The 22,250-nt window shown below is 68.7% G+C and carries 23 protein-coding genes; 16 read left to right on the forward strand and 7 right to left on the reverse strand.

Annotated elements, in window-relative coordinates; genetic code table 11:
* Positions 1-141: 141 nt before the first annotated feature.
* Complete coding sequence (gene lepA, locus GGR12_RS04590) at positions 142-1,950, forward strand: translation elongation factor 4 (protein WP_183203192.1); 1,809 nt, start codon at positions 142-144, stop codon at positions 1,948-1,950.
* 12 nt (positions 1,951-1,962) lie between these two features.
* On the opposite strand, the gene GGR12_RS04595 is transcribed toward lepA, so the two are convergent.
* Positions 1,963-2,580: a TetR/AcrR family transcriptional regulator gene (locus GGR12_RS04595; protein WP_343053147.1), complete on the reverse strand. Its 618-nt coding sequence runs from the start codon at positions 2,578-2,580 to the stop codon at positions 1,963-1,965.
* 102 nt (positions 2,581-2,682) lie between these two features.
* On the opposite strand from GGR12_RS04595, the gene GGR12_RS04600 reads away from it, so the two are divergent.
* From GGR12_RS04600 to GGR12_RS04615, 4 genes are all read left to right on the forward strand, one after another.
* Positions 2,683-3,714: an HlyD family secretion protein gene (locus GGR12_RS04600; protein ID WP_183203193.1), complete on the forward strand. Its 1,032-nt coding sequence runs from the start codon at positions 2,683-2,685 to the stop codon at positions 3,712-3,714.
* Complete coding sequence (locus tag GGR12_RS04605; protein WP_183203194.1) at positions 3,711-5,318, forward strand: DHA2 family efflux MFS transporter permease subunit; 1,608 nt, start codon at positions 3,711-3,713, stop codon at positions 5,316-5,318. Before GGR12_RS04600 ends, GGR12_RS04605 begins: the two co-directional genes overlap by 4 nt.
* Complete coding sequence (locus tag GGR12_RS04610) at positions 5,315-6,757, forward strand: efflux transporter outer membrane subunit (protein WP_183203195.1); 1,443 nt, start codon at positions 5,315-5,317, stop codon at positions 6,755-6,757. Before GGR12_RS04605 ends, GGR12_RS04610 begins: the two co-directional genes overlap by 4 nt.
* Before the next feature lie 77 nt (positions 6,758-6,834).
* On the forward strand, positions 6,835-7,668 hold the full coding sequence (locus GGR12_RS04615) for an enhanced serine sensitivity protein SseB C-terminal domain-containing protein (RefSeq protein ID WP_183203196.1): 834 nt from the start codon (positions 6,835-6,837) through the stop codon (positions 7,666-7,668).
* 6 nt (positions 7,669-7,674) lie between these two features.
* On the opposite strand, the gene GGR12_RS04620 is transcribed toward GGR12_RS04615, so the two are convergent.
* Together GGR12_RS04620 and GGR12_RS04625 are read right to left on the reverse strand one after the other, a co-directional pair.
* Complete coding sequence (locus GGR12_RS04620; protein WP_183203197.1) at positions 7,675-8,274, reverse strand: beta/gamma crystallin-related protein; 600 nt, start codon at positions 8,272-8,274, stop codon at positions 7,675-7,677.
* Positions 8,275-8,383: 109 nt separating this feature from the next.
* Positions 8,384-9,196, reverse strand: coding sequence for a hypothetical protein (locus GGR12_RS04625; protein ID WP_183203198.1), 813 nt, complete (start codon positions 9,194-9,196; stop codon positions 8,384-8,386).
* A 295-nt stretch (positions 9,197-9,491) separates the two neighbouring features.
* Between GGR12_RS04625 and GGR12_RS04630 the strand changes: the two genes are divergently transcribed.
* The 5 genes from GGR12_RS04630 to GGR12_RS04650 all read left to right on the forward strand — a co-directional run bounded on the left by GGR12_RS04630 (position 9,492) and on the right by GGR12_RS04650 (position 13,910).
* On the forward strand, positions 9,492-10,064 hold the full coding sequence (locus tag GGR12_RS04630; protein WP_246328726.1) for an OmpA family protein: 573 nt from the start codon (positions 9,492-9,494) through the stop codon (positions 10,062-10,064).
* Positions 10,065-10,198: 134 nt separating this feature from the next.
* Positions 10,199-10,960 (forward strand): SseB family protein, encoded by a 762-nt coding sequence (locus GGR12_RS04635; protein WP_183203199.1) that lies wholly within the window; start codon positions 10,199-10,201, stop codon positions 10,958-10,960.
* 113 nt (positions 10,961-11,073) lie between these two features.
* On the forward strand, positions 11,074-12,252 hold the full coding sequence (gene dcm, locus GGR12_RS04640) for a DNA (cytosine-5-)-methyltransferase (protein ID WP_183203200.1): 1,179 nt from the start codon (positions 11,074-11,076) through the stop codon (positions 12,250-12,252).
* Positions 12,245-12,742, forward strand: a complete 498-nt coding sequence (locus GGR12_RS04645; RefSeq protein WP_183203201.1) for a very short patch repair endonuclease — start codon at positions 12,245-12,247, stop codon at positions 12,740-12,742. The genes dcm and GGR12_RS04645 overlap by 8 nt, the downstream gene beginning before the upstream one ends.
* Positions 12,693-13,910: a type II restriction endonuclease gene (locus GGR12_RS04650; protein ID WP_183203202.1), complete on the forward strand. Its 1,218-nt coding sequence runs from the start codon at positions 12,693-12,695 to the stop codon at positions 13,908-13,910. Before GGR12_RS04645 ends, GGR12_RS04650 begins: the two co-directional genes overlap by 50 nt.
* A gap of 12 nt (positions 13,911-13,922) precedes the next feature.
* On the opposite strand, the gene GGR12_RS04655 is transcribed toward GGR12_RS04650, so the two are convergent.
* Positions 13,923-14,351, reverse strand: a complete 429-nt coding sequence (locus GGR12_RS04655) for a hypothetical protein (protein WP_183203203.1) — start codon at positions 14,349-14,351, stop codon at positions 13,923-13,925.
* A 105-nt stretch (positions 14,352-14,456) separates the two neighbouring features.
* Between GGR12_RS04655 and GGR12_RS04660 the strand changes: the two genes are divergently transcribed.
* The gene (locus GGR12_RS04660) at positions 14,457-15,206 is read left to right on the forward strand and encodes an NYN domain-containing protein (RefSeq protein WP_183203204.1); all 750 of its coding nucleotides are present in this window, start codon (positions 14,457-14,459) and stop codon (positions 15,204-15,206) included.
* On the opposite strand, the gene GGR12_RS04665 is transcribed toward GGR12_RS04660, so the two are convergent.
* Positions 15,203-16,342: a zinc-dependent alcohol dehydrogenase family protein gene (locus GGR12_RS04665; RefSeq protein WP_183203205.1), complete on the reverse strand. Its 1,140-nt coding sequence runs from the start codon at positions 16,340-16,342 to the stop codon at positions 15,203-15,205. The two genes, GGR12_RS04660 and GGR12_RS04665, sit on opposite strands and share 4 nt — an antisense overlap.
* Before the next feature lie 160 nt (positions 16,343-16,502).
* Between GGR12_RS04665 and GGR12_RS04670 the strand changes: the two genes are divergently transcribed.
* Together GGR12_RS04670 and GGR12_RS04675 are read left to right on the forward strand one after the other, a co-directional pair.
* Positions 16,503-16,940 carry an acyl-CoA thioesterase gene (locus GGR12_RS04670; protein WP_183203206.1) on the forward strand — a complete coding sequence of 146 codons (438 nt, stop codon included), beginning with the start codon at positions 16,503-16,505 and terminating at the stop codon, positions 16,938-16,940.
* Positions 16,941-17,020: 80 nt separating this feature from the next.
* Positions 17,021-18,313, forward strand: a complete 1,293-nt coding sequence (locus GGR12_RS04675) for an acetamidase/formamidase family protein (protein WP_183203207.1) — start codon at positions 17,021-17,023, stop codon at positions 18,311-18,313.
* Positions 18,314-18,316: 3 nt separating this feature from the next.
* Here the strand turns inward: GGR12_RS04675 and GGR12_RS04680 are convergent, their stop codons facing one another.
* Complete coding sequence (locus GGR12_RS04680; protein ID WP_183203208.1) at positions 18,317-18,517, reverse strand: hypothetical protein; 201 nt, start codon at positions 18,515-18,517, stop codon at positions 18,317-18,319.
* A gap of 194 nt (positions 18,518-18,711) precedes the next feature.
* Between GGR12_RS04680 and GGR12_RS04685 the strand changes: the two genes are divergently transcribed.
* Both GGR12_RS04685 and GGR12_RS04690 read left to right on the forward strand, forming a co-directional pair.
* Positions 18,712-19,485: a YebC/PmpR family DNA-binding transcriptional regulator gene (locus GGR12_RS04685; RefSeq protein ID WP_183203209.1), complete on the forward strand. Its 774-nt coding sequence runs from the start codon at positions 18,712-18,714 to the stop codon at positions 19,483-19,485.
* Entirely contained in the window at positions 19,485-19,970 is a 486-nt protein-coding gene (locus GGR12_RS04690) for an energy transducer TonB (RefSeq protein ID WP_183203210.1), read from the forward strand. Before GGR12_RS04685 ends, GGR12_RS04690 begins: the two co-directional genes overlap by 1 nt.
* 13 nt (positions 19,971-19,983) lie before the next feature.
* Here the strand turns inward: GGR12_RS04690 and GGR12_RS04695 are convergent, their stop codons facing one another.
* Positions 19,984-21,408, reverse strand: coding sequence for a M20/M25/M40 family metallo-hydrolase (locus GGR12_RS04695; RefSeq protein ID WP_183203211.1), 1,425 nt, complete (start codon positions 21,406-21,408; stop codon positions 19,984-19,986).
* A gap of 78 nt (positions 21,409-21,486) precedes the next feature.
* Here GGR12_RS04695 and GGR12_RS04700 point away from each other — a divergent pair, with 78 nt between their 5' ends.
* A complete protein-coding gene (locus tag GGR12_RS04700) occupies positions 21,487-22,206 on the forward strand; it encodes an MgtC/SapB family protein (RefSeq protein ID WP_246328727.1) in 720 nt (239 codons plus the stop codon).
* Positions 22,207-22,250: the final 44 nt, after the last annotated feature.

Below are 22,250 nucleotides of genomic sequence, written 5' to 3' on the forward strand. Positions count from 1 at the left end.
AATACCGTTTCCGGCTGTTTTCCGAAACCTTCAAAGCATCGCGTTACGGCGAAGTAATCGGTAACGAAATCAGTGACGGACAGTTCGATCGCCGCTGTCGCGTTGGCGCTTTTCCGCCTGCCGTGCTAGGCGCGCCGGACAATGACGACCCCTCCCACAGACCGCATCCGCAACTTCTCCGTTGTCGCGCACATCGACCACGGCAAGTCCACGCTTTCCGACCGGCTGATTCAGTTCACCGGCGGCCTGACCGCGCGCGAAATGTCCGCTCAAGTCCTTGATAACATGGACATCGAAAAGGAGCGCGGGATCACCATCAAGGCGCAGACCGTGCGCCTGAACTACAAGGCGAAGGACGGGCTCGACTACGTCCTCAACCTGATGGACACCCCGGGGCACGTCGACTTCGCCTATGAGGTCTCCCGCTCGCTGGCCGCCTGCGAAGGGTCGCTGCTGGTCGTCGACGCCTCCCAGGGCGTCGAGGCCCAGACCCTGGCCAACGTCTACCAGGCCATCGACAACAATCACGAGATCGTCCCGGTCCTCAACAAGATCGACCTGCCGGCCGCCGAGCCCGAGCGCGTGCGCCAGCAGATCGAGGACGTCATCGGCATCGACGCTTCCGAAGCCGTCATGTGCTCGGCCAAGTCCGGCATCGGCATCGAGGACGTGCTGGAAGCCATCGTCACCCGCCTGCCGGCCCCGAAGGGCGACCGCGACGCGCCGCTGAAGGCCATGCTGGTCGACGCCTGGTACGACCCCTACCTCGGCGTCGTGCTGCTGGTCCGCGTCTTCGACGGCGTGCTCAAGACCGGCCAGCGCATCAAGATGATGCAGCACGGCTCGACCCACCTGGTCGACCGCGTCGGCGTCTTCCTGCCCAAGAACACCCCGGTCGAGGAGCTCGGCCCGGGTGAGGTCGGCTTCATCACCGCCCAGATCAAGGAAGTCGCCCACGCCGCCGTCGGCGACACCATCACCGACGAGAAGAAGCCGACGTCCGAACCGCTGAAGGGCTTCAAGGAAGTCCAGTCGGTGGTCTTCTGCGGCCTGTTCCCCGTCGACGCCGCCGACTTCGAGGATCTGCGCGCCGCCATCGGCCGCCTGCGCCTGAACGACGCCAGCTTCACCTATGAGATGGAGTCCTCGGCGGCGCTGGGCTTCGGCTTCCGCTGCGGCTTCCTCGGCCTGCTGCACCTGGAGATCATCCAGGAGCGCCTGAGCCGCGAGTTCAACCTCGACCTGATCGCGACGGCCCCCTCGGTCGTCTACAAGATCGACCTGCGCGACGGCTCCCAGATCGATCTGCACAACCCTGCCGACCTGCCGGACGTGATGCAGATCATGGAAATCAGCGAGCCGTGGATCAAGGCGACCATCCTGACCCCCGACGAATACCTCGGCGGCGTCATCAAGCTGTGTCAGGACCGTCGCGGCTCGCAGGTCGAGTTGTCCTACGTCGGCTCGCGCGCCCTGGTCGTTTATGAACTGCCGCTCAACGAGGTCGTCTTCGACTTCTACGACCGCCTGAAGTCGATCTCGAAGGGCTACGCCTCGTTCGACTACGAGCTGACCGACTACAAGGCCGGCGACCTCGTGAAGATGAGCATCCTCGTCAACGCCGAGCCCGTCGACGCCTTGTCGATGCTGGTCCACCGCGGCCGGGCCGAGACCCGCGGCCGCGGCATGGTCGAGAAGATGAAGGAGCTGATCCCTCCGCACCTCTTCCAGATCCCGATCCAGGCCGCCATCGGCGGCAAGATCATCGCCCGCGAAACCGTCCGCGCCCTGCGCAAGGACGTGACCAGCAAATGCTACGGCGGCGACGCGACCCGGAAGAAGAAGCTCCTTGAGAAGCAGAAGGCCGGCAAGAAGCGCATGCGCCAGTTCGGCAAGGTCGAAATCCCGCAGGAAGCCTTCATCGCCGCCCTGAAGATGGATGAGGACTGAGGTCGCCCGGAGTCAGCCCGCCGGATCGGCCCTGACCCCTCTCAGGAACACCTGAACCGCCGAAGCCACGGCCACTTTCGTCTCATCCTCCGACGGGGGCGGCCGCAGGCCCAGCACGACCTGCAGATGCAGGTTGTCGCGCACCATGCCGACGAAATGCCCCGCCACGCGGGCGCAGTCGTCCGTCTGGATTTCGCCCCGGTCGCGGGCTTCCTCCAGCACCTCGGCGAGGCGCGCCGTCGCCCGGCCCGGACCTTGTTCGTAGAATGAGCGGACCAGACCGGGGAAGCGGTCGGCCTCGGTGACCACGGTCCGGTAGGCGCCGATCAGGGCCGGGGACATGTAGCCGTCCATCAGCCGCGTCCCGAACACCATCAGGGTCTCGCGCAGGTCGCGCCCCTCGATCTCGTCGATGCGCAGGGCCGACAGGATGCGTTCGGCGTTCTCGCTGACGATCGAGGCGAACAGCCCCTCCTTGTTGCCGAACTCGTTGTAGATGTTCCGCTTGGAGCCGCCCGCCCGGGCGATGATCGCGTCGATGCTCGTCGCTGCGTAGCCCTGCTCGAAAAACATCTCCGCGGCGGCCTTCACAAGCGCCTCCCGGCGGCCGCCCGGCCGGGCCGGATTCACTGCGTCCAAAATCACTTCTCCGGGTACACGCCACTCATCGCTTGACTGGTAACGTCCATTACCATATCTGTCAACGGTAACGGCAATTACCGGAGCAAGGCCATGGCTCGTCCAGGCAAGAAACTCATCGGCGGCGGCCTCGTCGTCCTCTCCGTCATGATTATCGGCGCCGCCTGGTTCTGGGCGCGATCCGGCGGTCCGATCGAGACCGACAACGCCTATGTGCGGGGCGACGTGACCTCCATGGCCCCCAAGGTCGCGGGCTACGTCACCGTGGTCGAGGTGCGCGACAACCAGTCCGTCCGGGCGGGCGACGTGCTGTTCCGCATCGACGACGCCGACTACCGCGCGCGGCTGGCCCAGGCCGAGGCCAACGTCGAGGCGGCGACCGCCCGTCTGCGCAACATCGACGCCGAGGAGGCGCTGCAGCTCTCCCTGATCCGCCAGGCCGAGGCCCAGGGTCGTTCGAACTCGGCCGATCTCGTGCTCGCCGCCAGGGTTCATGATCGCCGGCGCGCCCTGGTCGAGGGCGGGGCCATCAGTCAGGCCGCCCTGGACGAAAGCCAGGCCGCCCGGTCCCGCGCCGAAGCCGGCGTCTCGGCGGCCGGCGCCAGCGTCGAGGCCCAGCGCCAGAGGATCGGCGTCCTCGCCGCCCAGCGCGAGGCCGCCATCGCCGCCATCGCCCAGGCGGAGGCCGCGCGCGATCTGGCCCGCATCGATCTGGAGAGCACCGTGGTCAAGGCGCCGGTCGCCGGCGTGGTCGGCAACCGCCAGGTCCGCGTCGGCCGTCTGGTCGCGCCGGGCACGCCGCTGCTCGACATCGTCCCCGCCCGCGGCGTCTGGGTCGTCGCCAACTTCAAGGAGACCCAGCTCGATCGCATCCGTCCGGGACAGCGCGTCCGCATCCGCGTCGACGGCTATCGCGACGAGGTCTTCGAGGGCGTGGTCGACAGCTTCGCCCCAGGCAGCGGCGCCTCCTTCAGCCTGCTGCCGCCCGACAACGCCACGGGCAACTACGTCCGCGTCGTCCAGCGAGTGCCCGTGAAGATCCGCTTCACCGGCGCCCTGCCTCCGGCGCGCCTCGTCCCCGGCCTCTCCGCCCGCGTGGAGGTCGAGCCGGGACGCGCGTCATGACCGCGACGACGGCGGAGTCCTCCACGGCGGCGGCGCGGGGCGGCGGCCTGCTGGTCGCCGGCATCATCCTCGCCGCCCTGACCGAGGCGATCGCCGGCACCGTCCTGTCGCTGGGCCGCATCGACATCATCGGCGATGTCCATGCGACGCCGGACGAGTTCGCCTGGCTGGACATCGGCTACACGGCGATGAAGTTCACCGGCTTCCTGCTCGCGCCCTGGCTCCTCGGCCGTTTCAATCCGCGCGGCCTGATGATCGCCGCCCCACTGATCATGGCCGCCGCCTGCGCCCTGTCCGCCTTCACCGCCAGCCTCGACCTGCTCGTCGCCCTGCGGGTCGTGCAGGGCCTCTCCGGCGGCCTGCTTCTGATCGCCGGCCAGGTCATGCTGTTCCAGGCGTATCCGCGCGAACGCCAGCCCTTCATTCAGGCCCTGTTCGCCATGGGGTCGGTCGTCGCCCCCGCGACCCTCGCGCCCGCCCTCCAGGGCTGGCTGATCGACAGCCAGGACTGGACCTGGATCTTCCTCGCCGTCGTGCCCCTGGGCCTGGCCGCGGCCGGCCTGCTGTTGCTCGCCGACGGAAACGAACCGCTGGCGACCGATACCCGGCCCTTCGACCCGCTGGGCCTCTCTCTGATCAGCATCTCGCTCTTCTGCCTGACCTATGTCCTCGGCCAGGGCGCGCGGTGGGACTGGTTCGAGGCCCCGCGGATCGTGTGGCTGACCACTGTCGGCGTGGGCGCGTTGATCGCCTTCGTCGTTCAGCAGGTCCGGGCCGGTCGCAACGGTCTTCTCGATTACACGGCCTTCCGCACCGACGATTTCGCCTTCGCCTTCGTGGTCAGCTTCGTCGCCGGCGCCGCCCTGTTCGGCAGCGCTTTCCTGATCCCGTCCTTCGCGGTCAGCGTGCTGCAGATGACGCCCACGGAGGCCGGTCGTCTGCTGTTGCCGGGCGGCGGGGTCTTCATCCTCGCCCTGCTGCTGGCCGCCTTCCTGATGCAGACGCGCCGCCTGCCCCCGATCGCCACCGCCCCCTTCGGCATCCTGATGGTCATGATCGCCATGTGGATGCTTTCGCACTCGACCCATGAGAGCGGTCCCGCCGACATGATGTGGGCTCTCCTGCTGCGAGGTTGCGGGCTCGGCTTCCTGTTCCTCTCCATCACCCTGGTGGCCTTCGGGGCCCTGACCCGGCCCACGCTTCCCTCGGGCATCGCCCTGTTCAACACCGGCCGCCAGCTGGGCGGGCTGATGGGCGTCGCCGCGCTTCAGACCCTGATCAACCACCACATCGCCGCCAACCAGGCCGTGCTGGGCGCCCACCTGACGCCCGGCGTCCCCGCGGTCGCCGACCGGCTCGCGGCCACCACCCGCTTCCTCGTCGCCGGCGGCATGGACGCCGCCGCCGCCGGCCGGGCGGCCGCCGGTCTCCTCGGTCGGGCCGTGCTCGGCCAGTCCACCGTCATCGCCTTCGAAACCGCCTTCAACGCCGTCGCCCTGCTCTTCGTCTTCGCCGCCCCGGTCGTCGTCGCGATCAAGATCGTCCTGGCGAAGACGGCGAAGCGCCGCGCCCGTCGCCAACAGCATCAGGAAACCCCTGCATGACCTTTTCCCTGCGGACTGCTCCGGTCTCCCTGGCCGCATTGGCTCTCGTTCTGGGCGGCTGCGCCGTCGGACCCGACTACGCCCGACCCGCGCCGACGCCCGCCGTCAGCGGCCCCTGGATCGCCGACGTCAGCGTCGCCGGGGTCGGCGGCCTCTGGTGGCGCAAGCTGAATGATCCCGTGCTGACGGACCTGGTCGACGCGGCCATCGCCGGCAACATGGACATTCAGGAGGCCGGGGCGCGCCTGCGCGAAGTCCGCGCCAATCGCGACGCCGTCGAGGGAAGAGGCCGTCCCCAGGCCGCCCTGTCGGCCGGTGCGACGGAGAACCGGCTCAGCGCCAACGGCGCACTGCCGGTCGCCAACATCCCCGGCTTCGACGCGGAGTTTCCGATTCACGACATCGGCTTCGACGCTTCGTGGGAGATCGACCTCTGGGGAGCCACCCGGCGAGCGGTGGAGAGCGCCGACGCGCGGGCGGCCGCGGCCGAGGAGGCCCGGCGCGGCGTCATCCTGCAGATCACGGCCGAGGTGGTACGCGCCTATGTCGACCTGCGTGCGGCCCAGAGCCTGCGGCGAAGCGCGTTCGACGACGCGACCGCCCAGCTCGAAATCGCCGGCATCGTGGAGCAGCGCCACCAGGCCGGGATCGCCTCCCGCTTCGACGTCACGCGGGCGCGCGCCCAGGCCCGGACGACCGCGGCGGCAATTCCCGGTTTCGAAGCCGATGCAACGGCGGCGGTCTACCGTCTCGCGCTCCTGACCGGCCAGCCGCCGGAAGCGCTCATGGCGCGACTGCGCGAGTTCCGGCCGCTGCCCGCCGCGAACCTGGAGGTCTCCGTCGGCCTCCGGTCCGACCTGCTTCTCCGCCGCCCGGATATCCGGCAGGCGGAGCGCGACCTGGCGGCGGCGACGGCGGATGTCGGCGTGGCGACAGCCGACCTGTTCCCGCGCATCAGCCTTCTCGGCGGGGTCGGCCAGCAGGCCCGCGACACGGGCGACCTGTTCTCGAGCGACAGTCTGCGTTTCCAGGTCGGGCCGTCGCTGCGCTGGCCGATCTTCTCGGGCGGCCGCATCCGCGCGCAGATCCGGGCGGCGGACGCCCGGGCCGACGCCGCCGCCATCCGCTACGAACGGGCCGTGCTGACGGCATTGTCCGACAGCGAGACCGCGATCAATCGCTTCGCCTCGTCCACGCGCACCCGCAGCCAGCGCGACGGCGCCCGCGACGAGGCCGGCGACGCCGTTCGTCTCGCGCGTCAAAGGTACCTCGCCGGGGAAGACGACCTGACCGTCCTGCTGCAGGCCGAGTCCGCCTACAGCCTGGCGGAGCGCGGCAGCATCCAGGCGAGGACCGCGGAGCTCCAGCAACTGGCCGCGCTCTACAAGGCCCTCGGCGGCGGTTGGGAAGCGGCGGAGACGGCGAGCGGCCAGCCGTGACCCGCAGAGCGGGGGTTTGACATCCCCACCCGCCGCGCGCCTCATTCCTTCGCCGATCCGGCATGGGAGGGCGTGCAATGACCGACCCCGTCTCCGCCGCAGCCGCCGCTGCCGCGTTCAGGCCCGTCAACGCGCTGGAGGAGCGGCTGGTGGCCGCCGCGCAGGGCGATCGGGCGCAGCAGTTCGCCTTCGAGCGCGAGCTGCCCAATGAGACTCTCTATGTCGCCACGCCCGACGCCATGCCCGAGGGGCGGCGCGAGCTGGATACCGATACGCCGGTCCGGTTGCTGTCGATCTCGCTGAAGGACGGGCGCCGCGCCACGGCGGTGTTCACCTCGCCCGGGCGCGTCATGGCGGCCTTCGGCGAGGGCACCGGCTGCCTCAGCATGCCGGCCCGCACCCTGTTCGGCATGATCCGCGCCGATCCGGCGGTGCTCAATCCCGGCCAGATGTACGGCGTCGTGTGGGAGCCGGACGTCCTTCACGCCCTGGCCGGCATGCCGGTCGAGCGGGTGGTCGAGAAGGAGACCCAGGTCATGCTGGGCACGCCCAAGGAGATTCCGACCGAACTGCTCGCCGCCCTGAAGGCCGCGTTGGAGCCGGTGCCGGAGGTCCGCGCCGCGTGGCTGGGCCTGGCGTACTGGCCCGGCGCGACCAGCACCGTCTGGCATCTCGATGTCCGCGCCGGCGAGGGGCAGGACGCCATTCGCCGGGCGCTCGGAAGCCTGATGGACGGCCAGCTTAACGGCGACCGCAAGCTCGACATGGTCATCAACGCCCCGGGCGGCGACGAGGGGGTCGGCCTGGTGGTCGTCGCGCCGCGCGCCCGCGCCGTCCCTGCCGGAATGGTCAACGGCAAGCCGAAAAAGACGAACGGCAAGGGGCTGCTGGGTCGCCTGTTCGGCGGCTGAACCCGTCTAGAACAGCGAGCGGGCGCAGAGCACGTCCGCCACGAACGAGCGTCCGCCCGTGGATTCGATCCCCTGGCTGCGCGCCATGATCCAGCCCATCGAGCGGCAGAACGAGTTCGCTTCCGACCGTGCGCAGCTCGATGACCCGCCGCGGCACTCGATCCTCTGGCCGTTGCGCAGCGGGGAGGGGAAGAACTCCGACGCCGCGCCGCGCAGCGACTGGCCCACGCCGGTGTCCCAGCCGCCCGTCGGACGCATCGAGGCGATAGAGCGGAACTGGCTGCTCAGCGACGGCTGATCGCGGTCGATCGTGGTGCAGCGTCCGGTGTAGTTGCGGCCTGTGCAGATCTGCCATTCGCCGCTGCGCACCCGGATCGAGCGCGCGTCCCAGCCCAGGTTGAGGTCGGGACGGGCGTTGGTCACCGAGATGAACGGCCCGGCGAAGAAGGCGTCGCGGTGCACGATCGCCTCAAGATTTCCCGCTCCGGGCGGCGGACGGAAGCGCTCTTCCTGCTGCTGCGACATCGCCGCGGGCTCTTCCTGCGCCATGCCGGGCAGGGGCAGCGCGATCAGCGCGGCGACCAGAACTGCAGAAATCGAGCGCATGCGACCCTCCGTCAGTTGACCCCCGGATCAGGCGGCGCTCGTACGCCGGCGGCCGTCGAAACGGCTCACGGACGCGAAACGGCACAGGCGCGCGCCGGTTCCGGTCGCGCTAGCGGGTCAGCAGATCGGTCCAGCGCCACTGGCTGGAGCCGAGCACCAGCCGGGGCGCGCCGGGCGCGTCGCTGAAGGTGATCAGAACCAGACCGCGCATGGTCTGGGCGCGGCACGCCTGGGGCGCGAAGGCGACTTCCAGGGCGATGGCCTGGCGCACGCCGGCCAGACCCTTGCCGGACTGGCCGGGGGTCAGCACCCAGTCGCCGTCCCACACCAGAATCGCCCGTCCCGGCGCGACCGTGCGGTGCGCCCGGGCCATCGCCGCCTGCACGTCCGGATCGGTCCGCAGGGCTTCCTGCAGCGACCGCACCATGTCGCAGCCGCCGCCCGAGCCTCCGCCCCCGCCGCCGCCGGCCGATCCTGCGCCGGACCCCGTGCCCGATCCCGAGCCCGCGGTCAGGGCGCCGGCCAGTTGCGCCTCGCCCACCGTCGCCATGACGGGAACCGGGGCCGGCTGGGGCGCACCGCCGGCGACCACGGTCTCGACGTTTGCGGGGGGAGGGCGTCGCGCCGGACGCACCGGTCGCGGCGGAGCCGGCTTCGGCGCCGCCTGGGCTGCAGCGGGCGCTGCAGGCGCGGCCTCGGCGGCCGGTTCCGGCTTCGCCTGCTCAGGCCCGGGGGGAGGGCTGACGTCCGGCGCCCGGAAGGGGTCGACCAGGGTCACCTCGATCGCCGGCGGTTCGGGAAGCATCGGCGGAATCGGCGGGGCGGCGCGCAGGGCCAGCAGCGCCGCGATCGGCACATGCAGCGCCACGCTCAGCACGACCGCCAGCGCCCGCCGTCGGCTCGCTCTCCGCGCCGCGCTCACGCGGCGGATCCTTCCGCTTTCCGTTTCCGACCGCTGTTATTCATGAGGTCCCCGACGCCGGAGCATTCATCCGGCTTGTCCCTGAAGAACATCATACAGAGTCAGGATCGTGGCGCCGATATCGGATCAATTCTCAAGATTACCGGGGGTTACGGCGCCGCTGAAGCTTGGCGGTTGTTATGGTTAAGGCTGTAAAGCCCAACGGTATGTGAAAACAGACGCAGCCTTTCCTCTCCGGGCACGTTCTTGCCGCGCGAATACCGGGAGCAGCGCCCCGGAAATAAGGAGACGCAACTTGACCAGATCGACTTTCAAAAAGGCTGCCCTGACAGGCGTTGCGCTTGCTGCGGGGCTGGCCATGAGCGGCTGCGCCACCGAGAGCTACGTCAATGAGCAGGTGGCGATGGTCGACTCGCGGGTGAGTGCGGTCGACGCACGCGTCACTCAGGTGGAAGGCACCGCCGGACAGGCGTTGCAGCGGGCCAATGACGCCCACAAGCTGGCCGAAGGCAAATTCCTCTACGAGGTGGTTCTCTCGGACGACTCGGTGAAGTTCCCGAACGACGTCCACGCCCTCTCGCCGGAAGCCGAGGCCCGGCTCGCGGAGCTGGCCCAGCGCCTGCGCACCGAGAACCGGAACGTGTATCTCGAAATTCAGGGACACACGGACTCGGTCGGTTCGGCCGCCCACAACGAACAGTTGGGCGAGTCGCGCGCCGAAGCGGTGCGCCGCTCGCTCAGCCGTCAGGGCGTCGCCCTGAATCGGATGGCGACCATCTCCTACGGCGAGGATGCTCCGATCGCCCCGAACGAGACCGCTGAAGGCCGCGCGCAGAACCGTCGCGTCGCCATCATCGTGCTCACCTGATCCCCCGCGCGGCCGTCCCTGACCGGGCGGCCGCCGGCCCCGGCGCCACGAAGGCGCCTTGCGAAGCGTGCGGGCGATTGACGCCGCGCCGCCGGTCCCCTCTTGTGTCGGCCCGTTTGTTTCGAGCCTGACCAATGACCGACGCCAGCCCGCCGCCCGTCTTCACCGACAATCCGATGAACCCGCTGGAGGTCTCGCTCTACGAGGGCATGGCCGACCACACGAAGATGGGCCTGTTCGAGCGTCTGATGCTCGAGAACGATCTCTTCGCCGTTCCGGAGCCCGGCAGCCCCGGCGCCACCCCCGGCGACGACGGCGCCAAGGTGCTGAATCCGGGCGAGCAGATGATCCTGCGCGGCCTGCTGCTGGAAGACGGCCGCAAGACCATCGCCGTGTTCACCGATCCCCGCCGCGCCGTCATGATGTTCGGCGACGACACCCGCGTCATCGCCATGAAGGGCCGCGCCCTGCTGGGCATGTTCAAGGGCGCCACCGTCCTGCTGAACCCGGCCGACGGTCGCGCCCTGATCATGGGCCCCGACCAGATCGCCGCGGTTCTCAGCCACGAGGCCGCGCCCGTGACCTACGCCCCCCGCCCGACCGGCTCGGTCGAGCTGACCGAACTGCCCGTCGCCCAGCACCCGATCGTCCTGATCAAGCGCCTGCTGGACGGACTCGCCGACGTCGACATCAAGGCCGCATGGCTGGCCAAGGCCCAATGGATGGAGGCTGCCCAGATCGGCTGGTACCTCGACATCCGCACCGACGCCGCCTCCGACGAGGTCCACGCCCTCGTGACCCGCGCGATCAGCGGCCTGTCGTTCGGCGGCGAGGTCTTCGACCTCTCGGTGACCAAACCGGGCGGTGAAGACGGCATCGGCATCAAGATCGTCTGAGGCAACGTGTCGGGGACAGTTTCTTCGTTCTCGACTTGTTCTCCTGGCTCAACCCTGGCAAGCTAGGGCACGCTTGAGAAGCGGAGGAATCACGCGTGTCGGAGTATGCGGGGATGATGGAGCAGGCAGGCCACGCGATGGCGGACGAGGCGGTGAGCCTTGGCTACATCGACGGCCCAACCGAGCCTGCGGCCAATTCCGCGCTCAAGCTGGTGGTTGGCGATAGGGAAGAACAGGGGGGGGAGTTCACCTTCATCGACCTGTTCGCCGGCATCGGCGGCCTGCGCCGCGGCTTCGAGTCGATCGGCGGCCGCTGTGTCTTCACGTCCGAATGGGACAAGTACAGTCAGAAGACCTACCGGGCGAACTTCCCGGACGATGATCACGAGATCAACGGCGACATCCGATTGGTCGAAGCCGGAGATGTCCCGACGCATGACGTATTGCTGGCAGGCTTCCCTTGCCAGCCATTTTCGATCGCCGGCGTGTCCAAGAAGAATGCGCTCGGCCGTGCTCACGGCTTTGCCGACGAAACCCAAGGTACCCTGTTCTATGACGTGGCGCGCATCATCGCGCACCATCGCCCAACCGCCTTCCTGCTGGAGAACGTCCGCAACTTGGTTGGCCACGACAAGGGCGAAACATTCAAGACAATCAGGAAGGTCCTCGAGAAAGACCTTGGCTACGTCGTCAAGTTCAAGGTGGTCGATGGCCGACACTGGACGCCACAGCATCGGGAGCGGATATTCATTGTCGGATTCCGAGAGGATCACGGGTTCAGTTTTGAGGACTTTAAGGTGCCGGACGCGAAGCCGAAACTGGCTGAGATCCTCCATCCCGGCGACGGCTCCGAGGCGCCCGACCAGCGCTTCACCGTCGGCAACTCGGGCCGCGTATCGGACAAGTACACGCTGACCGACCACCTCTGGAACTACCTCCAGCGCTACAAGGAAAAGCACCAGGCCGCCGGCAACGGCTTCGGCTTCGGCCTGGTCGGTCCCGACGACGTCGCCCGCACCCTGTCGGCCCGCTACTACAAGGACGGCTCGGAAATCCTCGTGAAGCGGGAGGAGGGCAAGGCCCCCCGCCGACTGACCCCGCGCGAATGCGCCCGCCTGATGGGCTTCGACGAACCGCAGGGTAACGAGTTCATCATCCCGGTGTCCGACACCCAGGCTTATCGCCAGTTCGGCAACTCGGTCGTCGTCCCCGCCGTGAAGGCCGTCGCCGAACACATGAAGCCCCACTTGTTCGCGGCCCTGGCCAAGGCCCGCAGGATCGCCGTTGGCTGACGTCGTCGACCCGGCGACGCGCAGCCGGATGATGTCGGGCATTCGCGGCAAGAACACCAAGCCCGAACTTCTGATCCGCAGGGCGTTGCACGCCCGCGGCTTCCGGTACCGACTTCACTGCGACCTGCCCGGCAAGCCGGACATCTGTCTGCCGAAGCACGGGGCGGTAATCTTCGTGCACGGCTGCTTCTGGCACGGCCACGACTGCCATCTATTTAAATGGCCGTCGACGCGATCGGAGTTCTGGCGGACGAAGATCGAGCGGAACCGGGTTGTTGATGGAGAAGCGAGATCGCGGCTTGATGCTCAAGGGTGGCGACAGGCGGTTGTTTGGGAGTGTGCCATCAAAGGGCGACATCGCTTGTCTCTGCCGGTGGTTGTCGACAAGCTTTCTGTATGGCTGCGCTCGGACAGCCGAGAACTGAATATCAGGGGGGATGATGCCGGTGATCAGCTTGCCGGATTGGATCGGGGAATTCGCCCGGCCTGACCATCTTTGGTATCTCAAGCGCCTGTCTGCCAACGACACTTTGGCGAACCAATCCCATCAGGCGGGACCGTACTTTCCTAAGGACCTGCTCTTCCAAGCCTTGCCGGCGTTGCACGATCCCGGCGTCTCCAATCCTAGGGTCAAACTAGACGCGTTCGTGGATTCGCACCCCGAAGTGCGCCAAGTCACGGCCATTTGGTACAACAATCGCTTTCAAGGCGGGACGCGCGATGAGACGCGACTTACCGGTTGGGGAGGCGGCGCTTCGGCGCTTCTGGACCCCGATAGCACCGGTGCCTTGGCGGCCTTTGTGTTTGAGAATGGTGCGCTTGCGACCGGTGCAAGCACCCTGCATGTCTGGGTGTGTGAAGGCTACCAGGACGAGGCTCTCGAAGACCTGGTTGGTCCCGTGGATCCTGGAAAGTCTGTGGTGTGGCGGCCTGGACAAGCAACCGGCCTATTTGCCCGAAAACTTCCCACGGCCAGTTGCCAGTTCAGTTTAGGTGAGATGCCTTCGGACTGGCTGGTGAGGTTTCCCGGAGCGAAGGAGATCGTCCGTAAGGCTGTCGAGTTGCGCCCCCTCCAAAGTCAGTCGCCTGATGATCGTTTGATGCGTCGCCGCACTTGTGAGTTCGAGATTTTTCGGTCGGTCGAACAGGCCTTGGAGGGGCCTAAGGTGTCGGCAGGCTTTGCGTCGCTCGACGACTTTCTTGTCTTAGCTCAGACCGTCCTGCAGCGGCGCAAGTCCCGCTCGGGAAGATCGCTGGAACTGCATGCTCGAGAGATATTCCTGGAGGAGGGTCTTGTTGAAGATCGAGACTTCGCTCACGGCGCAACGTCTGAGGGAGACAAGAAGCCTGATTTTCTTTTTCCCTCATCAGCAGCCTATCGCGACTCAGCGTTCCCGACTTCGCGGCTAAGAATGTTGGCTGCCAAGACTACGGCTCGTGATCGTTGGCGGCAGGTGTTGAATGAAGCTGACCGGCTCTCGACAAAGCACCTGCTGACTCTTCAAGAAGGTGTATCTGAAAATCAGTTCGCGGAGATGGCTGCTGCCAATCTTCAGTTGGTCGTGCCTGCCAATCTGATTGAGGCCTATCCGGCGGCGGTTCGCCCGAACCTCATGACCCTCGATCAGTTTATCGCAGAGGTTCGCACCATTCTCTGACGGCCAGGGCCGCTACCGCTTCCTGAACCGCGTCGCTTCCGCCGCCAGGCTCGAGCCCCAGTTCGTCGTCGGAGCGTCCGGCTCGGCGTGGAAGGGCAGGGCGCCGGCGACGCCGCGCATGGCCAGGGCCAGCGGCAGGGCCCAGTGCGTCAGCATCCGAAGCGGCTTGCGCCGCGCGTCCCGCACGTCCCAGCCCTCGGCCTCGAAGGCGTCGACCTGTTCGTCGGCCGACAGGCGCTCGATCCCGTCCCAGTCGTCGGGCAGGGCGACGGCCTCCGCCTCGTCCAGGCCCAGGCCGAAGGCGGCGCGCGCCGTGGCGTCGATCTCCGGGAATTCGTCGCGCATGTCGGGGTCGGCGTGGCGCGGCTTCATCAGCGCCTTCATCTCCAGATCGTCGATGCCGGGCAGGTCGATGAGGCGGCGCAGGGGAGCTTGGGTCATGGCGACGATCTAGACCATCGCACGCAACGGCGCACGCGGGCCGTTGACCCGACCGTCCCGGCGGCCGACCCTGCAACTCCCTCCGCGCCTGAAAGGCCGAGCTCCATGCCTCCCATCTCCAGGCCGCCCCGTCTCGCCGTGCTCATCGACGCGGAGAACGCCTCGGCGCGTATCGCCGAGGCCCTGTTCACCGAAATCGCCACCCTGGGCGAGGCCTCGGCCCGGCGCATCTATGGCGACTTCTCCAGTCCGCAGCTGGCCGGCTGGACCCGGGTGCTGGCCCATTTCGCCATCCAGCCGCAGCAGAATTTCGCCAACACCAAGGGCAAGAACTCGGGCGACATCGCCTTGGTCATCGACGGCATGGATCTGCTGCATTCGGGCCGGTTCGACGGCTTCTGCCTGGTCTCTTCCGACGCCGACTTCACGCGCCTGGCCTCGCGCTTCCGCGAGGAGGGGGTCGACGTCTACGGCTTCGGCGAGCGCAAGACGCCCGAAAGCTTCCGCCAGGCCTGCACCCGCTTCATCTACACCGAGAACCTGACCGCCCCGGACGAGCGCGCCGAGCCGCGCAAGAGCGACGGCAAGGCGGTGGCCGCCTCGGCCCCGGCCGCGGGCAAGTCCAAACCGTCGGAGGCCGCGCGCCTCATCGCCTCGGTGCTGGCCGACATGGACGAGGACGGCGACGGCTGGGTCCCCGCGGGCGGCATCGCCAACCGGCTGCGCAACGCCTATCCCGACTTCGATCAGCGCACCTACGGCTACGCCAAGCTGTCGGACCTGATCCGGGCGACCGGCCGGTTCGATGTGGAGACCGGCACGGGCGGGGCCATGCGCATCCGCGACAAGGCCTAGCCCGGGAAGCGGATCACCGTCCGCACCGCCTTGCCGTCGGCCAGCTGGTCGAAGGCGGCGTTGATCTCGTCCAGCCCGATCGTACCGGTCAGCAGCCGGTCCACCGGCAGCCGCCCCTCGCGGAACAGGGCGATGTAGCGGGGGATGTCCCGCGCGGGCACGCAGGTGCCGATATAGCTGCCCTTCAGGGTCCGCTCCTCGGCCACCAGTGAGACGATGTTCACCGCCAGCACGGCCTCGGGCGGCGGCAGGCCGGCGGTCACGGTGGTTCCGCCGCGCCGGGTCATCTTCCACGCCGCCTCCAGCGCCCGGGCCGAGCCCGCCATCTCGAACACGAAGTCGGCCCCGCCGCCGGTCAGCGCCCGCACCTGCTCCACGGCGTCCGCATCCGCCGCGTTGACGGTCAGCACGGGCCCCAGGCTGCGCGCCAGCGCCAGCTTGTCTTCACTCAGGTCCACCGCCACCACCGGACTGGCCCCCGACGCCAGCGCGCCCAGCACCGAGGCCAGACCGACCCCGCCCAGGCCGACCACGACCGCCGACTGTCCGGCCCGCACACCGGCCGTGTTCACCACCGCCCCCACGCCGGTCAGCACCGCACAGCCGAACAGGGCCGCATGTTCGAACGGCAGGTCGGCCGGGACCTTCACCAGCGACCGCCGCGACACCACGGCCCGCTCGGCGAAGGCCGAGCAGCCCAGGTGATGGTGCAGCTCGCCTGCCTCGGCGCGGATGCGCCGCCCGCCGGTCAGCAGTTCGCCCTTGCCGTTGGCGGCCGCGCCCGGCTCGCACAGGGCGGGGCGTCCGCCCGCGCACGGATTGCAGTGGCCGCAGCTCGGCATGAAGACCATCACCACGTGATCGCCGGCCTGCAGGTCGTCCACGCCCGGTCCGACCGCCTCGACCACGCCCGCCGCCTCATGCCCCAGCGCCATCGGCATGGGCCGCGGCCGGTCGCCGTTGATCACGCTCAGGTCCGAGTGGCACAGCCCCGCCGCGCGGATGGCGACCAGCACCTCGCCCGGCCCCGGCGCATCCAGGGTCACCGTCTCCACCGCCAGCGGACGGCTGTCGGCATAGGGGCGGGCGGCGCCCATGGCGTGAAGGACGGCGGCGCGTGTCTGGATCGTGCTCATGGACCCGACGCTAGGCGCTTGACGCCGCGTCCGCCAAGCCCGAGCGTCGGTATCGGAAGTTCGCACAGACGGGCTCCGAGGGAAGAATCGACCACACCAGACACGCTCAGGCAGCGAGCGACCGCGTCGCGAGCGTTAGCGTACTCAAAATGGAGGGATGATGACCGGCACCATCGAGCGGACGAAGCGCAGCGACTACCGCCGCTTCCAGGCCATTTCCACGCGCTGGATGGACAACGACGTCTACGGCCACGTGAACAACGTGGTCTATTATTCGTGGTTCGACACGGCGGTGAACCGGCTGCTGGTCGTCAACGGGGTGCTGGACATCCACGAGGGCAAGACCATCGGTCTGGTCGCCGAAACCGGCTGCCGCTACTTCTCGCCGACCGCCTTCCCGGACGAGATCCAGGCCGGCGTCCGCGTCGCCCACGTCGGCACCAGCTCGGTCCGCTACGAGATCGGCCTGTTCCGCAACAACGAGGATGAAGCCGCCGCCGTCGGCTATTTCGTCCACGTCTACGTCGACCGCGACACCAAGCGGCCGATCTCCGTCGACGACAAGATGCGCGGCTTCCTGGAGAGCCTCAAAACCTGAGGGCCGTATTGCCAAAGCTTAACTGGAGCCCGGCCCGCCCCCGACCTAGCGTGCGTTTTCGGTAGCAGTCGGAGGCGGTGATGCGGGCTTTGGTTTTCCTCGGCTTGCTGATGCTCCCGACCCCCGCCCTGGCCTCGGATCCCGAGACCTGGCTGATCGCCGTCGATCGCTGGGGCAACGCCGAGTACAGCGAGATGGTCATCGAGGATGACGGCGGCGTCCTCACCGGCCATCTGGGCGACGTCCCGCTGGCCGGGCGCCGCCAGGGCGATCTGATCACGGTGTCGGCGACGGACTCCGACCACAACGTCTGGCGGTTCACCGCGACCCTGGACGGTGATCGTCTCAACGGTTCGGCGGACTATCCCGATCCCAACGACGACGATGTCCGCGCGACCCATGCCGTCACCGGACGCCGCCTCGAGCTTCCGGCCGGGCCCGCGCCGGCTCACCTGACCTTCGAGCCGCAAACCTTCTCCAACGAGTTCACCGCGCACCGCGAGCCGGTCCTGGTCATCCGCCCGGGCGACGTCGTCTCCACCACCACCCTCGATTCCGGCGGTGTGGACGAGCACGGCCGGACGCGGGCCCTGTACGGCAATCCGCAGACCGGCCCCTTCTATGTGGCGGGGGCGGGGCCCGGCGATGTGCTGGCCGTCCGCATTCATCGGCTGAAGCTGACCCGGGACTGGGCCGACAGTCTGGACGGCGTGGTCGGCAAGGCCATGACCACCGGCCTCGCTGCGCAGGCGACGGGACTGGGCAACCGGGTGCGCTGGCGCCTCGACCGCGAGGCCGGCACGGCCCGGCTGGAGAACCCGCCCGAACGGCTCCGGGACTACGTCGTGCCGGTCAGGCCCATGCTGGGCGGCCTCGGCGTCGCCCCCGACTTCGGCTTCGCGCCATTCTCGACGGGCGACACCGGCCGGTTCGGCGGCAACATGGATTTCAACGGTCTGGTCGAGGGGGCGACGGTCTATCTCCCCGTGTTCCAGCCCGGCGCCCTGCTGTTCCTCGGCGACGGCCACGCCCTCCAGGGCGACGGCGAAACCACCCAGTGGGCGCTGGAGACCTCGCTCGCCGTCGAGTTCAGCGTCGAGGTCCTGCCCGGACGACCCATGTCGAGCCCGCGCATCGAGACCGCGGACCGCATCACCGTCATCGGTCAGGCCGGCTCGCTGGACGATGCGCTCAGGGCGGCGACGGCCGGCATGATCCAGTGGCTCGCCCAGGACTACGGGATGAGCGTCTCGGAAAGCTCGCTGGTGCTCGGAACCGCGGCCCAGTACCGGGTCGTCACCCTGGCGGGCCGAAACGCGGGAATGGCGCTGAGCCTCGACAAGTCGGTGCTGGCGGCCCTGCCTCGCAAATAAGGTCTAGTCTTCCAGCCGGCCCATCAGCGCCAGCGCGCCGACGGCGGTCAGCACGCCCAGGGCGAAGGCGCCGATGACGGCGCCGGTGGCGACATAGGTCGAGACCGTCATGGGGCGGGCTTCGTACCACTCCACGATATCCGCCTCGTGCAGGTCCTCGTCCGCAAACCCTTCGGCGGCGTAGATGGCGTCTTCAGCGGTCATTTGCGGCGCTCCCGTTGCTGATTTCGAAATGCCCGCGAAGCTACGCCGGTTCCGGGGTTTCTTTGAGACAGATTCGCCGCCCGGTGACACTGTGCCCCGCATCGGCTAGATGCGCGGCTCGACCACTCCGCCCCGTGGCGCTCAACCAGCGAGCCGCCGCGCGGCGAGCGACAGCGCCCAGACAAGAGACTTTCATGGCCGGCCATTCCAAGTTCAAGAACATCATGCACCGCAAGGGACGCGCCGATGCGCAGCGTTCCAAGCTGTTCTCCAAGCTCTCGCGCGACATCACCGTCGCCGCCAAGTCGGGGATGCCCGACCCGGCGATGAACCCGCGCCTGCGCCTCGCGGTGAACAACGCCAAGGCCGAAAGCCTGCCCAAGGACGTCATCCAGCGCGCCATCAACAAGGCCTCGTCGGGCGACGTCGATACGATGGAAGAGATCCGCTACGAGGGCCGCGGCCCCGGCGGCGTCGGCATCATCGTCGAGGCCCTGACCGACAACCGCAACCGCGCCGGCTCCAACATCCGCGCCGCCTTCTCCAAGAACGGCGGGGCCCTGGGCGAGATCAACTCGGTCGCCTTCATGTGGGATCGCGTCGGCCAGATCATCTACAAGGCCGAGGCGGGCACCGAGGACGCCGTCATGGAAGCCGCCATCGAGGCCGGCGCCCAGGACGTCGAGAGCGATCTGGTGAAGCCGGACATCTACGAGGATGCGCCCGGCCACACCATCTGGACCAGCTTCGAGGACCTCAACGAGGTGGCCGAGGCCATGTCGAAGGTGCTGGGCGATCCCAAGTCCACCGCCCTGGTCTGGCGTCCGCAGTCGGACGTGGCCGTCACCGGCGAAACCGTCGGCACCCTGATGAAGCTGCTCGACGCCCTCGACGCCGAGGACGACGTCCAGAACGTCTATTCGAACGAGGACATCTCGGACGAAGACATGGCGAAATTCGCCGGCTGATGGATCTGGGCGGAGATCAGCGCCGGCCTGTTCTGGTCGAGACGCCGCGCCGCTGGGTGTGGCCGCTGATCTTCGCGATCCTCATTGCAGGCGTGGCGGCGGGCTGGATCCTGCTCGCCATGCTCGGCCGCTGGGCGGACAGCCTGCCTGAACCGACGATGCAGCCGGTCAAGGCGACGCCGGCCCAGGTCGCCGCGGCGGCCGAGGCTGCTGCGCGCAATCCCGGCGGTCCCCGGTGGGGGACCGTGCCTGTGCCGACCTACCCCGTCGGGGTCGATCAATCTGTTGAAGCCCGGGTGATGATCAACTGCGTCATCCAGGGCGACCGCACCCTCGGCGACTGCCGGATCGTCGAAGAGGCGCCGCTCGACCGCGGCTTCGGCCAGAGCGCCCTCGACGCCGCGCGCAAGGCCCGCGTCATCGGCGACGACGCCGTCGGCGAACGGGTCCAGTTCACCATCCGCTACCTGCCCCCCAGGGACTGAGGCGCCGGTCGGCCTACTCCGCGTAGGCCTTCACCAGCTCGAACAGGAAGTCCCGGCCCTCGTACAGCGAGCGTACGCGGATGCGTTCGTTCAGCCCGTGCACGCCGCCGCCGTCCGGATCGGCGAACATGCCGGTCACGCCATAGGTCGGCACGCCCGCCGCATTGGTGAAGCGCCCATCCGTGGCGCCCGTGCTCATGGACGGCACCACGGGCACGCCCGGCCACTGCTGTGCAGCCGCGGCCACGATCGGATCGAGGATCGCGGGCGTCAGCGGCGGCGGCGGCGAGGTCGGATCGATATTGCCGGGAATGGTCACCGCGATGCCCGGATCGGCCAGCACCCGGTCCAGCTCGGCCCGGACCTCCTGCGGATCGTGCCCGGGCAGAATGCGGCAGTTCACATTGGCCACCGCGCTCTGGGGCAGGGCGTTCGGGGCGTGACCGGCATCGACCATGGTCGCCACGCAGGTCGTCCGCAGCACCGAGTTCCACGCCGCATCGGCCGCCGACAGCCGCCCGGCCGCCGCCTCGCGCGTCTCAGAGGGCGGCCCGGCGATCGCGCGCATGTCGTCCGCATGGACCGGCGTCACTCCGGCCAGCGCCGTGAAATAGGCCTGCACCGCTGCATTCGGCTCGGTCGGGAAGGCGTAGGCCCCCAGCCGCGAAAGCGCGTTCGACAGGCGATAGATGGCGTTGTCCGGCACCGGCCGCGACGAGTGCCCGCCCGGGTTGGTGATCTCCAGCCGGTAGTCCTGATACACCTTCTCGCCGGCCTGGATCTCCAGCGCCACGCGGTTCCCCTGGGCGTCCAGCCGCCCGCGCGCGCCTTCGTTCAGCGCGAACGCCGCCGCCAGCGCGTCGCGGTGGTTCTCCAGCAGCCACGACACGCCGTTGAAGGTGTCCGAGGTCTCCTCGCCGCAGGTCAGGGCGATCTTGATGTCCCGGCGGGGCGTGAAGCCCTGCTGCTTCAGCCGCACCAGCGTATCGACCCACACCGCCGCCTGGGCTTTGTCGTCCGCCGCGCCGCGGGCGTAGAAGTAGCCGTCCTCCTCGACGAGGGTGAACGGGTCGCGATCCCAGTCCTCCCGTTTCGCCTCGACCACGTCGATGTGAGCCAGCAGCAGGATCGGCTCGGCGGCCGGATCGGAGCCGCGCAGCACCGCCGCCAGATTGCCGTCCTTCGGCCGATCGTCAGGAACCAGCACGCGCACGTCGGCGGCGGGCAGGCCGGCCGCGATCAGGCGCGCGGCCATCCGCTCTGACGCCAGGGTGCAGCTGCCTTCCGACAGGGTCGTATTGGTCTCGACCAGCTCCTCGTACAGCGCCCGGAAGGCGGTCTGATCGGGACGCGGCGCCTGCGCCAGCGCCGCGCCGGCGCCGACAAGGCTAGCGCCCACGAGGGTCAGGGCGGCCAGGGCCCCGGCTGAATTCGACATGAAAGGATCTCCCGTCCGGCGCGGACGCTAGCGCGCCCTGCAGCCGGTGTCTCGCCTCCCGCGCCGGAACCGCCACGCTTGGCCGCCGTTGCTCCGCTTATGGACATGAACGACCTGCCCGGCTTCACCCTGCCGTTGCTCGCCGCCGTGCTGGCCGGCGGTCTCATCGGCTTCGAGCGCGAATGGCGCGGCCGCGCCGCGGGCTTCCGCACCCATATCCTCGTCTGCCTCGCCTCCGCCCTGCTGATGGAGGCGGCGGTGTCCCAGGCCGCCTGGCGCTTCGCCGGCGTCGAGGGGGCGAACATCGTCAGCGATCCGGCCCGCCTGGCTCACGGCGTCCTGACGGGCATCGGCTTCCTCTGCGCCGGCGTCATCTTCCGCTCCGGCTTCTCTATCCACGGCCTGACCACGGCGGCCTCATTGTGGATCACCGCGGCCATCGGCCTGCTGTTCGGCGCCGGCCTCTACGGCCTGGCCGGCGTCGGCACGATCCTGACCATGCTCATCCTCGTCGCCCTGCGGCTGGTCAGTCTGCAGTTGCCGCAGAAGGCGGTGGTCGATGTCGAGGTGAACTGGCGGCGCGACGCCGTCGGCGCCGAGGACCGTATCGAGGCCGCGCTGGGCGGTCTGGACCGCGCCCGCCGCGCGGATCGCTTCGAACTGGTCGACGGCGGGGAATCCCTCCGCCGCACCTTCCGGCTGAAGGTCGACGGCGAACCGGCCCTGAAGGCTCTGGCCGCCCGTTTCCGCAGCATCGACGGCGTCACCGGCTACACCCTCGACCCGCGCGACGACTGACGGCGGCTTGATCGTTTCGCCCGGAGCGGCCTAGGCTCCTCTTT

The sequence above is a fragment of the Brevundimonas lenta genome (assembly GCF_014196335.1).
Lineage (GTDB): Bacteria > Pseudomonadota > Alphaproteobacteria > Caulobacterales > Caulobacteraceae > Brevundimonas > Brevundimonas lenta.